Source organism: Echinicola rosea (assembly GCF_005281475.1).
Lineage (GTDB): Bacteria > Bacteroidota > Bacteroidia > Cytophagales > Cyclobacteriaceae > Echinicola > Echinicola rosea.
The window spans coordinates 3,964,747-3,980,229 of sequence record NZ_CP040106.1; the positions used below are offsets into that span (position 1 = coordinate 3,964,747).

The window sequence follows — 15,483 nt, forward strand, 5'->3', positions numbered from 1 at the left end:
TCCCGATACTACGTACCTCGTACTGCTATCATAGTACTTCACCTTCCCCACTCCACAAACAACAATTGCTTCTTCCAGGGAAATTTCACCAAGCTGATGTTCCAAGGCAGTTGTTCAAGAAGAATATCCTGCGTCTTCCGTTCAATGACCAACTTGTGGTGATTACCCTGTGTGACCAACTTACCTTTTCTAGTAAGAAATTCTATCCTGAGGGTATCTCCCGAGGTGTTTTTCAGCGCCGTCCAATGACCCACAGCTGCTTGCAACAATTCTTCTACAGCATTTTTCATGTGTTGGGGCAAGGAGACCTCGCGTTCCAAGGAGGTCTCCAATCCCACATTACAGCAATACTTCTCAAATACCATATCCTGTTCAAAGGCATTTTCCTGTTTTGTGGCTAAGTAATGTAAAAGGTGTACTGCAAGCGTTTTATTTAGGATGCGCTTTTCCTGATCCATTAGACCGGTGGTTTGAAACAATTGACCGATATAGGGATGCAATAAAACCAAACCTGCCTGGCCTGCATAGATGCCGTCAGACAGTCTTGCTTCATCTGTTTGGGAAGTAGCCTCTTTTTCCTGTAGCTGCCCTTTGTCAATCTTTTCCATTTCTTGAATTTCACCTGTTTCTTTCCAAAGCTGCACCAATTGATCTTGGAAGTTCTTTTGATCAGTTGCGTGAGTTGATTTTTTATTTGAATTGATTAAAATTAATCTTAAACTGTTGTAATTTGATTTGAATTGTGTGAATACCGTTTCGTTACTCCAGCTTTTTTGATGGTGAATGCGGCCTGCCGTATGATAAATTTGATCGATGATACGGAAAATGGTCTCATGGCTTTGTGGATGTTCCACTACGCCTATTTTCCAAAGGTTTTGAGCTTGCTCTATATGATTTATGTCAAAATATGTCTTAGACAACGTTCCAAAAACCATCCGCCAAAACGTCATTCTGAACTTACCTGATTTAAGGTGATTGACCAACGTTTTATAAAGTTGAATTGAGGTTAATTCAGCTTTGCTATGCATCAACTCATGATATATTTTTCCCAATTGATGATTAGAAAACTGGTGGATTAGTCGATTAAGTACATTGGGCTGATAGGACAGGTTTTTAAAGAAACTTCGCAGTGCAGGCTGCTTAAAGCTATCCTTTACCGTTTCATCCATTGAGTTCCACGGAGAGAAAAACAGCACCTTTTCACCCTCTCCCAACCACCATGGCCTGTGCCCGTGTTCCATTATATAGATAATGGATTGGATCATCCGTTGACTTGAAGTCAGGTCGGAAGGAGCTGCTGCAGGTACCCTCTCTTTTCCATTGACTGGTTTTAGCGATTGGGACGCATTGGAGATTTTGTCCTCCTTATAAGAAATCGACCGGACTGTTCTGCTCCAATGCCGCATTTGCTGCTCTACTTGCTGTCGAAATTGGTTCAGAAGATGGTCCACCGCTAGCTTCTGGGTCGATGTCCCTATAGCGTCAAAGATCGGTTTAGTGCTATGAAGTTGGATCGTGAGCGATGGTAGCTGCACGTGATTCCCCTTAAATTGTTGCTCCAATTCGTTAAAGTATTCCTCTAGGAGTGGAAACAGCTCTTTATGGATAAACACCTCGATTTGGTTTTTGATACCAAGGGCTGTTTGTTGCTCAGCGATGTTCAGCTCGACCAATACTTTTTGGACGATATGGTTGGTCAGCGCGTTCACTGATTAAGAATACTTGCCTGCTTCCGTATTGCTTCTAAAAGGAACGAAACTCCTTCAAAGGACCGCAAGACCTCTTCATAAAAGCCACCCAAGGTCTTATTTGGATCCCAATTCACCTGACTTTCTACCAATGAATTGAAATCATTGGAAATTTTATCGGTTAATGGCTGTAAATCCTTTACCGATTCCTCCAGCACATCAGGCGCTTGACATTTCAATATCAAATAGAATAGACGGACGTAATCTCTGTACAAATGCTTCATGGGAGCGTCTTTTGCTCCACCATCAGAATGCATTTCACGAAGGTAAGAGACCAAATTGCTAAACTGCTTATCAAAAATTTCTTGCAAATCACCATTGCCATTTCCCTTTTGATATTCATCCAGTTTTTGCTCGATTGAATTCATTGCCTCGAAGGCCTCCATCATGGTATCCTGGCCCCAACGGCCCATTTCCTTAAACTGGGGTGAATTGATAAATTCCTGATGAATACCAATCATTTTGGCCACCTCTTCTTTCCCTAGTTCAGTACAATTCCCCTCCGTTTTTTCATCCAACGTTACCGTCATTTCATCCGATGAAGCTTCTTCACAAATATTTCCGAGATGGGCCTTCACACGGACCGATACTGATTTTACATCTGGATTGAAGGATTGACTAAAGCTGGTTTCCTCCGTGACTTCCTGTTCCTTCCCATCTATGATCCATTGGTACTCTTTGGCAGCACTTGGAGGATTGGTAATGGTAAAGGTTACCGTATAACCTTCATTGGGACCATGGTCATCTACTTTGGTGTCAATCAACAAAGTCGGGCTTTGGAAAACCCTTACCACCAAATCCACCGATTGGCCATTTACGGTAAAATCAGTAATTTCTTTTCCCAATTGGCTTTGCGGCACCAAATTGGGGGCAAATACATATTTTCCTTCCTGATTGGTGGTTACCCCTGTACCGGCTACTTTTCCATCTTCCGGTACCACGTCAAAAGGCGTTAGTGTGCTTTCCCGGCCACGACAGAATTCATTTGGTTCTAGTGCCAAATCAACGGTATCTTCGATGATGATATGGCCAATCTCTAGCTCTTCAGTAACCGTACGGGGACATGCACCGTTTTCGGGCGTGATGGTCAGTGAAACCGTTACGGATTTGACTTCTTCAGGCAAATCATAGGTATGACTAGGGGCTTCATCTGCAGATCCATTGTCATCACCAAAATCCCATTCATACGCTGCTCCATCAATAGTCTGTGACGGTTCGAATGTAACCTCCAAACCGCTTATCACAGGCTGCTCGGGTAGATTGATGGTAAATAGCGGTGCTTCGTGGACGATAAGTCGTGCTTCTGTAGGCTCTCCATTGACTGTAAAGCTGATGGGTTTTCCGATCATCTCCGTTTCGAATGCTTCTGGATCGATGCTGATAAACCGTCCCGAGATCACTACTCCCGGCACCTCTCCTTCTACTGCCACAGTACCATCCGTTGGAATTACATCGAATGAAACAGGATCCTGCTCCAAACCCAAACAGTACGTTTCGGTGCTAAGGTCAAGAAACACCACTGGTCTTGGCACGATAAAATTGATCGGGTTACAGTCTGAGCAGCAGCGGTAGGGAAGCATAAAATCAGCCACTACCGTTCTGTCTTTCAAGGTGCTTTTGTAGTCTTTTCTAGCCCCTTTCACCATTTTTGTCCGATCCATTAATGATTCCTCGGTAACTGCTCCGGTCTTGATCATTTCTGCTAGCAGGGCATCATATTTTACAAAATCCCCTGATCGAACTGCCCTTTCCTTCTCTACTTCCATTTCTGCTAACCACGCAACTTTCTTGCGGTCATCGAATTCATTGGATACAGCAATTGCCAGATCTTTGGTCGATTCTGGGACTTTAGCGGCTTTTTCCGAAGGACTGGAATAATAAACCATCACGAAGGTACCGCCTTTGCTCACCCCTGCCCTATGGTCCAAACCGGGATGATGTTCCACAAATTTGTGGAGCTGCAATGATTCCAAAATATTCTTTTTTCTAACGTCTATTTCTTTCCGCAGTACTGCCAGTTTTTCGTCCGCACAGCATATGGATGCGAAAAATATTGCTTGGGATTGAAACTCTGTCTTGTACTCTTCTCTGATGGAAAGTCTCTTTACACCTCGACGAAACTCCTTTAGCTCACTGCACAAGCGATCGATCGATTCTCCATAATCCTTTAGGTGAATGTCTTCCAATTCACTGAGCCTTTCGGGTATTTTGGTGCCAATGGCGATCGTACTTGCGATAATGTCGATTGGTTTGTCTATTATCGTTTTCCTAACCTCATCGGCGAGTTCGATGTCTCCAATGTAATGTACCGCCTCTTTTTGGGCCTGTACCTTAAACTGGTCTGAAGTGAGCATTTGGTCTTCATTGGCTTTCAGTACTTTATCCACCACCATCCCAAATTTCCCTTCTTCTGCCACTACATTTTTTGAAATGCTATTCCAATAATCCTTCTTGCTGTCTGTCTTACGGGAATTCGTGCCACCAAAGTACTCGGGATAGTATTTGGCCGCTTCGCTATGGTCAATCGTACCATCTTTGATCATCTTTAGGATTTTCTCCATTTCTTTGGAGTTGGAAACCATGATTTCCTTGCGACCGGCAAAATCCTTTGTTCTTTTTGTTTCTTCGACTTTAGCCTTTTCATCCACAGGCTCATTGGATAGTATATTTCCCAATTTCATATCTGTAAAGTATTGGGATATTTTACCTGCAATGCAGGCCAATTCTTGATTCCAAGCTTCCAAAAGAACCATAAGGTCTTCGAATTGACACTTGTAATCTTCCATGCGAATGTTTTCAATTACCTCATTGATGGAGACCATCTTTACATCAAAGTCTAAGTTATACTGCTGGACAAAATCATTTAGCACGATCAGTGCTTGGTCTGCAGTCTTTCCTTGATGTCCTTCGATCCTGTAAAAATCTACTTCTGTCAAATCATATTCCAATGGGGTCAGGCTTACCGCTTCTTGATTGTCAACTTTATGGTCATACTGGAGGATCTCCCCGGTGTGCCCGCGTTGTCGTTTGGCAAAATTCCAGTTGTCCATTAAACCCTTGCCCGGTTTATAGTAAAATGGAATGGTCCTTTCACCCAGCTTTCCCCGAAATTTGGAAGGGGTGATTTGTATGGTATTTCCAGTGGTTTGAAAAGCGTTCAACATGATGTTCAGGCGATCCAGAAGAGATTGGAGGTTGTTGGTAATGCTCATGTCACCGGTGATGGGAGACTTATAAAAACGATGGCGATACCCTTCGGCCTGATTATTATTGCCCACAAAACCCAGCAACAAGTGCTTTGGAAAGGCGGTGATATCAGGAAGACATGTAGCATTGAGTTCATATAAAGTATCGACAAGCTCATGATAGGTGTCAATTACATCCCGAAGCCAGTCGTAGTGGTATTGGAACGGATTGATCAATTTGTTGCTGGGCTGTTCTTTAAAGAACTTGAGCCTGTCCACATTCAAGTTTGCCCCCAGTAGATCCGCAATGGCATTAAGTCCATCGGCCAATTTCTCTATTTCAGTAGCTGTTATGGCATCATAGTAACTGTTTTCCAGTCTTTGGAGCACTTGGGTATTGGCAGTAGTGAGCAATGCACGTTTCAGCTTGATCTTACCGAGTTGACTGTAGATTTTTTTTGCATTTAGCTTTTGGTAAATATTGTCTTCAGACAGCAGTCGTTCGGCACCTTCTTCATCGGTAAGCAGTACACGTACCCGTGCCACTTGTTCGACTCCTTGATTGTCACAATCTATACCGCCACACATATCCGCTTCCTTGGAAAACGTCTCCAGGTATAGCACCACTATCCAATCATTCAGGCCCTCAAAATCTGCTATTGGTGTATCCGTCTCTAAACTTTTTGATGCTGGCACCAGCTCAAATAGGGAAATCTGACTGTCGTCGTCTTTGGCGAATTTGGTGTAGTTGCCATTAAGGTCCTCGAATTCACGATAAAAAGTATAGTCAACGGACCCCGTCACCATTTCCAAGCCAGGTTGCTCGGGATCACTGGATTCCTGTAGCAACTTGAACATATCTCCATCCGTCGTCACACCGATTCCTTGTGAGATCCTTACGGTTCCACCATAAGGCCGACTCACGTTAAATCCACATACGATGCCGACACCATTCAAAAATACACGCGTCAGCCTATCCTGATCCTCAAAAAAAGCGATGGATTCATTAAGCTGTGTATGGGTCAGTACCTGATCCACCTTGTAGGTGTGGTACTGTGTGGTTATGGTACTTAGTTTATTAGCCATGACGGTATTGATTATAGAGTTCCCAAATTCGTTTTTCCTAGTATTAATTTTCCATCCAGATCTTCCTCCTCATCTGTACAATCGTACAATCGACCGGTTGGATAAATGCTATGAAGCCCTGTCAAGGAAGCGATCATTTCATTTAAGGTTCCATTGTATTTGTTTATGGAAGCGATATTGTCTTTTCGTTTGTGAATGTCAGTCAATTCATGCAAAAATTCCTTGTAAGCCTTCTCAAACCTTACCAATTGATTCTCTTTGTAGAGGGTATCTTCTGGGTTTTCTACATCCTCTTGGTGAAGTTCAGGTTCTTCCCCTTCCCGATAGCCTATCCAGCAGATTTTTGCCACGATATGGGCGGGTAGTTCCTCACGAATGACATTCTCCAAATAATTCCTAAAGTCTTTATTGGCAAAGCGATAGGTAAATCCAGGAAGGATAATGCTCACCCTGAAGGAATAAGGATCGATCAGCTTGCAGTTGTCATAGTCATCCGAGCAAAAAGGGAGAAAATGGCCCTTCGTAAACGCTTTGCCATCGCTTTCCCATTGGTCAAAGTGTTCTGCATCATCTTCGCTTGGCCGCAGCAGGATGTGTTCTACTAAGAATATTCCTTCCTCTGTAAATTTGTGCTTCAAAAAATCAATCAATTTCAGGGCGGCTTTTACCGCTGTTTCTTTGTCTTTGTGAAAATGATATTGCTTTGCAATGATAAAATCAGGACTGGACTCAGATTCAATCGCAGGATTGATGATATCAAAGCTGTATTTATCCGAAGTCTCGGCTTTGTGAAAATGGAATGCCTCTAACTGGATGGATGTATCGAAAAGTTGGTAAAGCTCATGCTCAGGATCCAAAAGGTGCTGTATTTTTTCATTGTCCGTTTCGATAACCTTTAGAATCGTAAAATACATTTCCTGACCAGCTTTAGTATAACTTGGATAATCGGTAGTCGAGGACAGTAAAATGCTACCACCTTCACTTCTAATTCTCCAGCGATAAACCTCCTCATCATCTGTATTTTTATACTTGTAGATTTCTATAAGCGAATCGGACAAATTCCTTCGGTCATAATTTTTTATCCCCACCAAGCGGGCAATACGCTTTTGTGCCCCGGAGACATTATCCGTATCCCAAAGTTTCGATTTGGGCTGTTCATAATAGTCGAATGCATCGCCCCTTTTTTTGCTTATTTCTTTATAATCCTTCAAAAACTCCAGCTTATTATCCAGTACAATCTCATCGGTACTTTTTCCATAAAGCAGCTTCATCAGAAAGGCATAATTCCCAAAGTTCTCCGCAAAACGTGCCATCAGATGATCCATGAGCTCATTCCTCCTGGTGACGGGATCATCCAGCATCCCTATCAGGGATTTGGAGAGTCTCTCTTCGTCTTCCAAAATCGAACTATCTTTAAATAGCTCCTTGCCCGCTTTTATGTCCTTTACTGCTTGGGTAAAGTAGGTGATTTTTGGACTTTGATCCATGGAAAGTAGGTCACTGACTTTTTCAAGGTGCTTGAAATAAGACGCCAGGATTTGATCAAAAAACAACAAATACCCTTTCAACTGCTTGGCAAGAGCTCGTCTTGGCATGCCCAATTGTTGTGGAAGGCCTTTGTCACTGAGGCCATATGTTTCCGGAAAACTATGTTGGATGCTGCTGTAAGCTCCCCATTCTCCATAGTTTCCTTTGGGAATTTCTGGAAACCTGTCCTGTCCGGCCAATACATCCTTATCATGTCTGGCTTTAAGGATATTTTGCTTATACGTTTTGGCCCTGGCTTTATTTATATTGACCGGCAAAAGGCCTTTGAAGAAGTTCAAGGTAGTTTTGGAACATAGCGTTGGTTTCTTGTTTTCCGGGATACAGATAACCCATGGCGTATCTCCATTCCCATCATGATCATCACAGTGACCGAGGGTGATTTCCTTCACTACTTTCACCCCCTTGATACCCATGATGATATTGATGATATCTGTGAGCCTCACTTCCCTTCTGAGTTTAGAAGTTTCCAATTCCTTTGGATCTAGGAAACCATGCGATAAAACGGGCCCTTCAAAAATCTCTGCTGTGCCATACCCTTTACCGATCATTTCCTTTAGGGAATAAAACCGCGGTGATGGCGCCATATAATCCTCTAGGGCCACGGTGATTTGTGCATGAATCAGCTCCTCATCGGCTTCTGGCCCCACTTCGATATTCGCACAGACGGAAATGGGTACGGATTCTACTGCCTCTACTGCAATCAGCTCTTCGCATAAATTGCGGTGGGCATGAAATGACTTAAAGATTTGTTGTTTTAGCGACTCAGGCAATTCTTTGTCAGCATTATCAGTTTCTACTAAAAAACGATAGAGGCCTTTTAGGGTAAAGGATGTTTTTTGGTGGGTTTTGACATTCGGGTCAGCAATAGGGGCATAGGACAACTTCTCGTTTTTAAGATCGGCATAGAGCGTGATGTCCTCTTTTTTTAGCCAGGCATTTTTGACACCTTGGATATCTATCATCAGCTTACGATAGTCACTGGCAGAAGTCGGTGCAGACGGAAGTATATCCGCCACTTGGTAAAATTGCCCTTCCAGTCCCACATTTTGCCGTGTCATCAGGTCTTCAATGGGCAGGTTGATGCGATTGCCGAGGTCTGTAATGGCATAGCTCAGTACCTCGAGCATGGTGATCCCAGGATCATGGACATTATAATCTGTCCACAGCTTACTGCCCAACTCCTGGATATAGCGTATGCCCTCTTGCCTTAAAAAGTCAAAATCAAGGTCGTCTTTGGACGTGATGTCCCTGGGGATCGTGATATGTTCTTTTAATGTTGACATTCCTCGTTGGGTTGATTGGGTTCACTGGAACAGGTATGCGTGATCGGTGTGATCGTATGGTTTTTTGCCGAAACCAAGATGGATTTGGGATTCAGCGGACGGATATAGTCTTTGGTCGATACTTCCTCGAACGTAGGTGAGCAGGGAGGACTGCTGGGGTTGCGCTTCTTTAGCTTTACTGCTTCTAAGTAGTCTACATAGGGAAGCTCTTCCAAGTAATGAATCACTTGACTGCGGTGTAGCGTGACACCAAACTGAACGGTCTCCGTCTGATCATATGCCCATGGAGAAAGAAATCGTTTAAGGTCTTCCTGCATTTGGGTTTGATAGAAGCTTACATCAAATCCCTCATGAAATTTCACTTTGGTTTCTACTTTCACTTCTTCATAATTTGGGTTGATTACCTTAGCCTCTACATGAAAGCTGTTCAGGTCGTTGATAAAAGTAGCTACTTCATTTAAGGTGGCTTGGCTGACCCTGGGTTGATAAATATCAAAAACCGCTTTCTTGACGGTGTCTGGCACTAGGATAATCGTTACATTACCCGGAGATTGAAATGCCTGCTCACATGTATGGTTGAGGCATTTTACCTTATAGACGTTGGGAAAATGTTGTAGGATCAAATGTTCATAATCCCAAAGGGTAATGGCCCTGTTTTTATGCCTCAACCGTTCGCTGATCCTTCGGTAATAAGCTTCGTCACTTTCTTGGTCCTTGCCACTAAAAGAGGCATAAGGTTGTGTAATGGATTTAATACTGCTGAGGCGTTGCTGTAACTTGCTGATCGTTTCGGCATCCAACCCTTTGGCAAGATGGTCTCCTGTATTGCTATTGTCCTCAAATACCGCTTCTACAGCTTGGGCCTTGATGTCAATCAGCTGACAAACCACATCATAGGGCTTTCTCATGGACGCTCGCAGCCAATGAAGTCCAGCAGGTAGTTTGGTGTTTTCTGTGGTGGCATCTTTGGGTAGGGAAATACGCAAAATTCCTGATTTCAAAAATCGCGGACTTTGGTTTAGCAGCACATGGTCGCTTTTCAACTCCTCCCAACGGTCATCTTTTAAATAATGCCAGCTTATCTGTTGGTTGCCCTTGAAAATATCCTTGGTGGCTGGATTTTCACTCCCTTCCAAAAACTGCAATAACAAGGTGACCTGCTGAAGGGCTTTTGCATTTTCCAAGCCAATATAAAGTTCTCCGCCTCTGCAAAATGAGGGAACTATCATCAGGTCTTTCTTAGCCTTTGCTATTTCGGGTGAAAACACCTTCAAATGCCCAAATGGCTCTTCATGGATGAGGTGGATATTTTTCTCTGCACTTTCTGACCAAAAGTCAATGGATGCCTTTGCGGTATAATCCAGCCTGAGATTTTCTACTAGCGGCGTGTACGGCTCGTTTGGAAGCAGACTGACATCGTCAATTTGTTCTTTACCGTTGATCGTTGCCACGGTGAAATAATGTGGATATTTTTCATGCAGAAATGAATTTACTAAACTGATTTTTAGCTTTTTATCTTCACCTGTTTCCCATTGGGGGGTATCAAAATTAAAAGCAGATGAATAGCGTGTTCCATTTTTTTGGAACAAATTATTGGTTTCGGAAACATCGTCAGGGGATTTTCTGACTTTAAAATAACCGTCACCGGTGACCGTTTGGTCCATTGATACCATTATACTTGAATGAACTGCTTCCTTTGCTTCGACGGACTTTTGGTCTAAATAATTCTTTAGTATGGTTTTACGATTTTGTGATGTCTTTGCCTCTTCCGCCTCCTTAAATTTCTTTGTAATGTCTTTTATTATCGCTGGGGAATTATAAGCCATATAATGCTCGGCAAAATCATCCGGCGTATTCAGGTAATCCATACTAAAGTTGATGCTCGAGAGTGGCTTGGACATAGCTTCGGGATAATACAGGGTAAAGCTTGCTCCTTTAAGCGCCCGCGGTCCGAATGGGAAAAATGGTTTGGTCGGATTTAACGGACCCAGATCACTTTCAATTTTCACATTCTCCACTCCAAAAACATCCGTCTGGACAGTGACCTGATGCAATGCATTTTCATTGAGCAAACGATAAAGGTTATATCCTTCCCTTTTCTCTGTCCTAAAAATCACCCGCAGCAAGGGGGTTTGGATGGCATAATTCCCACCGTGAATTTCAGCATTATATGTACTGACAGGAGAAACAGATTCATCCAAGTTGATTTGAAGGATCAATTGGTTATTTCCGATAGGACCATCCATAAACTCCGGTTCATTTTCTAGCGTAAACACTTCCTCTCCTATCCAGCCCTTTTCACCGGTAAGTTCTAGTTTTAGGGCTTTTCGTAAAAGAACCAGGTCTATAGTTTCATCCAGGATATCATGTTCAAACAACAGGGTAAGCGTAATCCACCGATTACCCTCGGCAAGGTGAAACAGCTGGCTACCGATTGTAAAACCCAATCTGGCGCTTGGTAATGGAGGCAGCTGTGTGGAGGCATTGCAGCTTTTGGTATATCCAAAGGGCCACCATTTATTGGCATCTTTCGGAAAGTCTTCTCCTTGCCCGTCATAGGAATTGGCAATGGGGGCCATCACCATCGTTCCTGTTGCATCCGATGTGTCAAGGTGTTTGATGGCTGCTTTATCTACCGTGATATCGTTATAGACACTTTTCAGTGCAGCGACTTGAGTCTTATTGATGATGGATTCTTCCATCGTCAAGTAAGTCCTTTTGATTCCGGCACTGTCTTTACCTCCATCCAGCGCAGTGTCTTTTTCCAGTTTTCCTTCAGATAAGTTCTTGGCAAGCTCAAATATCAAATAAACATGATCAGGCGTTAGTGGCTCTTTTTCAATCTGAAGGATTTCTTGATAGTAGAAATCAAGGTGTCTTTTGGTGAGTTGATTAAAGCGATTCTGGCTGTTTTGCAGCAATTTGATAAAACAAACAAATAGCGTTAGATGCGGCGTAAGGTCTTTTGTACTGGCTTTCTCGGCTAAAAATTGGTCAAAGGAATCTTTTAGCATTTCCAGTTTATCCCTGTCATCCAAATTGTCCAGCCAAGAGGTGTCTTTCAGAAAGTGACCGAAGAATTTTTCCCAATCGCCAACGGGCGTATCATCTGATTCCTTGGCATAAAAAAGAACGTGTTTAGAAAAATTCAGTGCAAAAGCATACCAATCCCCAAGTTCGAAGTTCTGTAGTTTCACACTGTCAGGAGACAGATGGTCCAAGGTCAAATCAGGTCTTCCCGTTCCGTCCCTGTTCAAAATATTAACAATATGATTGCAATCTGCGCTCATTTAATGGATAATTAATGGTTATTGGTTCGTGCGTTATTGGTTACTGCCTGCTGACTACTTGATACCGATCATCGTACCAGATACCTTTTCTTTGTGCTCCTTATTACCTGCTGATATCAGTACCCTCTTCCATATAAAAGGGATATACCATATTTTTTCTGGCATTAGTGGCCCTGACCCTGTAATGGAGGTGAATGAGTAACTCTCCCTTTAATTCGTCTCCTTGTGTAATGTCGATTTTCTCCGTTTCAATCCTTGGTTCATGGTAGAGTATGGCATTTTTGATCAGCTCGGTGACGTAAGTTTTCAAGGTCCTGTTCATCGAACTGAACAATAGTTCGTCAAGGTTACAGCCATAGGTAGGCTGCATGATTCGCTCACCAAGCTTGGTTCCAAAAAGGATTTCCAGACTTTGGTTGATGTCTTCCACTCCGGTACTTGTTTTTAAGCGACCGCTTTCCTTGTTGAATTCTGGGGGAAAGCTCCATCCGGTTCCTAAAAATTCGTTACTATCTGCCATGACTTTTATCCGATTAATACTGTAGGTTCGCCAATTACAATACTGCCTCCATGGGCTGTGGTATCTCCGAGCCTCGCCGCCGGCATCCCTCCTATCATTACCGAAGACGATCCCATCACGATACTGTCAGGAGGTCCAGTGCACGTGGCCATATCCCCCACACGTGCTGCCGGCATGCCACCGATCAAGACGGTAGGCTCACCAGGTGGCATGATAGGGCCTCCTACATGGGGAACGGTGCCTGTCACCATTGGACAGACATGCATATCATTTGCTCTTGCTGCTGGCATTCCCATTTTTTTATATTTAGTTGTTAGAAATAAGAGGTTTGGCTTATCACTTACTATCTATGAAAATCAAGCGTACTTATAACTTGATGCTTACCTCGTCAATTAATCTGCACCAATGACCCCTTGAGTACCGCTACGGCGCTGGTACTTACTTCCGCACCAGCACTGCCTTCGGCTTTGAACTGGGCATTGGCTTTTACGTTTACATTGGTGCCTTCCAGGTTAAGGTCCCCTGTTGCTTTGATATTGAAATCCTTCGCTGCTTCCAAGGTAATTCCACTGCTGTCCAGCACTGCAGTATTGCCATTTTGATCTTCAATGGTAATACTGCCGGCATCGTCGTCTAGCAAAGCTTTATTTCCTCCCGGTGTTTCTATCAGCACGCTGGATTTTTCATCATCAAAAATAAGCTTCATGCCGGATCGGGTATGGATGCCTTTTTCGTGGTTGTCATCAGCCCCTGGAATGGGGCTGGGCTTGGCACTGCTATGGAGCATTCCCAAGATCACGGCATCGTTTGGATCTTCATTGATAAATCCTACCACCACTTCATCCTCAAGCTCAGGCCTAAAGGTCACGCCTCTCTCATTACCGGCATCGAGACATGCCTGTCTGCACCAAATGCCCTCTTCTTCATTATTGATGATGGGAATTTTTACTTTGATACGATCTTCCCCATCCGGATCTTCTTCCAGCTTGGTCACTATCCCTACTTGTAAGCCGCTGATCGCAGCTGTCAGGCCAGCTGCTGGCGGGGTATGGATAGTTGACTCAGATTCAGCAAACCAGGATGGATCGAATCCAAACTGAGCATCTATCGTCCAATTTCCCTCGGCTATCTGGTGGCTAATGCCCGAAATAAAGACCTTGCCATTAAAGCGATCCCCTACTCCTTCTAGGAGTAAATTGGTACCGGGTTTTACGTTTGGAATGCCCTGGAACTTGATCCTTCCCCTGGTCTTGGCCATTTGCTGGAACTTCCATTTGGCATCCGCCCAATCTTGTAGAGCAGTATCTTTTTTACTCCCTCCATGTCGCAGGATCATCTCACTGTCATCCCATAGAGCTGCTAGATCATCCGAGGAAATATTGCCATTCATGGCCAAGGCAGGATCCGTTCCCTCAATCTCCCATAACGCTTGCTCAGCCATATTCCATGCTTTTGCCACTGTTTTGGGAATCTGGGTTCGGGCATCCATCTCGGCATCAAACTCCAAAACAGTAGCTCCAAACGTTACAGTCTCGACAGGGGAAGCACTTACATCGGGCAGTTGAAATGTTAATTTCCCATCATCTACCAATCCAATCATCCCATTGGCTTGGGCCCGCATCATCATAAAATCCCAATCGGTCACATCATACTGGATCAATTCGGCGTGGGTGGTATTGGTGGAGGAAATATCAGTATCCAAGCCATGATCCGCTCCAAGTGCTTCCAGGACATCCGCGTCAGACATTTCATAGAAATATTTGCTTTTCCTTCTCAGGGTAGATTTGACCGCCTTATCCTTGGCCTCTACCATCAGTAAGCTCTGGTTGTTTCGGATTTTTAGGCTTTGCTTTACGATGATTCCCTTAAAAATGGTGACTTCATCAGAATGGTAGCCTGCAGCAATTTCAATTTCCTTTCCAGGCACAAAATGCTCTCCATTACTGACTGTAAAATCCCTTTCGGATGGATCACCGTCCAAAATAGCCAGTTTTGCCACTGGAATCCGGTTGATTTCCTTGGACACGAGGATATTCTTTACTTGGATCGTGCCTGGGATTTCCTCTCCATCTATCAGGACCTTGTACGTTACCCGATCCACGCTCTGGCTGGTCGATATAGTGCCACTGTTGTTCATTGCTTTTGCTTTTGAAGTGGTGGGAACCTAAGCTCTGTACCTGTTTTTAGTTTCCTGAAGTTGGTCAGTCCATTTGCTCTGGCCACTTCGAGATAATACTTGCTGTCCCCATAGATCCGGTAGGTCATAAGGGGAAGTGTATCCCCATCTTTGACCACTCTGTAATGCGTCAGGTCCGGTGACTGATTATTCTCTTGGGCCGTACGAAGTTCTTCTTCGACAAACTCCCCGATCTTTGCTGTGGCCAGTGCCCTGATTGGGGTACCATCCGGCCTGAAAAGCTTATACTCAATATCCATCTCCTTGAGATAGCCCTTGAATAACAGGCTTCCCCAAGTGATCATCAGGTAATTGGGTTTGTGCTTTTCTCCATTGTACTCATAGACGATCTTTTTGAAATGTGCTACGTCATCGATGACGCCGTTTTCGGTGGCTTCATATCCCGCGATCACCCCCGTGCGGTCAAAGAGAAAATCCAGTTCCAACGTCTGCGGCAAAATTTTATTGAAGCGGATGGGGGCTGCACTGGTTCCTGCTGCCTGATCCTCATTTTGCTCCACCCTATACTGAAATTTGTATTTTTCAGGATTGAGCAAGGTGGTGAATTCACCATTGTCCACCTCTTCTGAGAACTTAGCATCCTTGTAGGCGACGATTTTTAACTTTTCCAGTTTTCCTTCACTCAT

At 43.8% G+C, this 15,483-nt stretch carries 8 protein-coding genes; all 8 read right to left on the bottom strand.

What is annotated here, in order from left to right:
• Positions 1-38 precede the first annotated feature (38 nt).
• The 8 genes from FDP09_RS15695 to FDP09_RS15730 all read right to left on the bottom strand — a co-directional run bounded on the left by FDP09_RS15695 (position 39) and on the right by FDP09_RS15730 (position 15,483).
• Positions 39-1,709, bottom strand: a complete 1,671-nt coding sequence (locus FDP09_RS15695; RefSeq protein ID WP_137403579.1) for a contractile injection system tape measure protein — start codon at positions 1,707-1,709, stop codon at positions 39-41.
• Positions 1,706-6,019, bottom strand: a complete 4,314-nt coding sequence (locus FDP09_RS15700; RefSeq protein ID WP_137403580.1) for a PKD domain-containing protein — start codon at positions 6,017-6,019, stop codon at positions 1,706-1,708. The genes FDP09_RS15695 and FDP09_RS15700 overlap by 4 nt, the downstream gene beginning before the upstream one ends.
• 11 nt (positions 6,020-6,030) lie before the next feature.
• On the bottom strand, positions 6,031-8,850 hold the full coding sequence (locus tag FDP09_RS15705) for a replication endonuclease (RefSeq protein ID WP_137403581.1): 2,820 nt from the start codon (positions 8,848-8,850) through the stop codon (positions 6,031-6,033).
• Entirely contained in the window at positions 8,838-12,140 is a 3,303-nt protein-coding gene (locus FDP09_RS15710; protein WP_137403582.1) for a baseplate J/gp47 family protein, read from the bottom strand. Before FDP09_RS15710 ends, FDP09_RS15705 begins: the two co-directional genes overlap by 13 nt.
• A 103-nt stretch (positions 12,141-12,243) precedes the next feature.
• Complete coding sequence (locus FDP09_RS15715; RefSeq protein WP_137403583.1) at positions 12,244-12,660, bottom strand: GPW/gp25 family protein; 417 nt, start codon at positions 12,658-12,660, stop codon at positions 12,244-12,246.
• Positions 12,661-12,665: 5 nt separating this feature from the next.
• Positions 12,666-12,956 (bottom strand): PAAR domain-containing protein, encoded by a 291-nt coding sequence (locus tag FDP09_RS15720; RefSeq protein ID WP_137403584.1) that lies wholly within the window; start codon positions 12,954-12,956, stop codon positions 12,666-12,668.
• A 92-nt stretch (positions 12,957-13,048) separates the two neighbouring features.
• On the bottom strand, positions 13,049-14,797 hold the full coding sequence (gene vgrG / locus FDP09_RS15725) for a type VI secretion system tip protein VgrG (protein ID WP_137403585.1): 1,749 nt from the start codon (positions 14,795-14,797) through the stop codon (positions 13,049-13,051).
• Positions 14,794-15,483, bottom strand: a complete 690-nt coding sequence (locus FDP09_RS15730) for a CIS tube protein (RefSeq protein WP_137403586.1) — start codon at positions 15,481-15,483, stop codon at positions 14,794-14,796. The genes vgrG and FDP09_RS15730 overlap by 4 nt, the downstream gene beginning before the upstream one ends.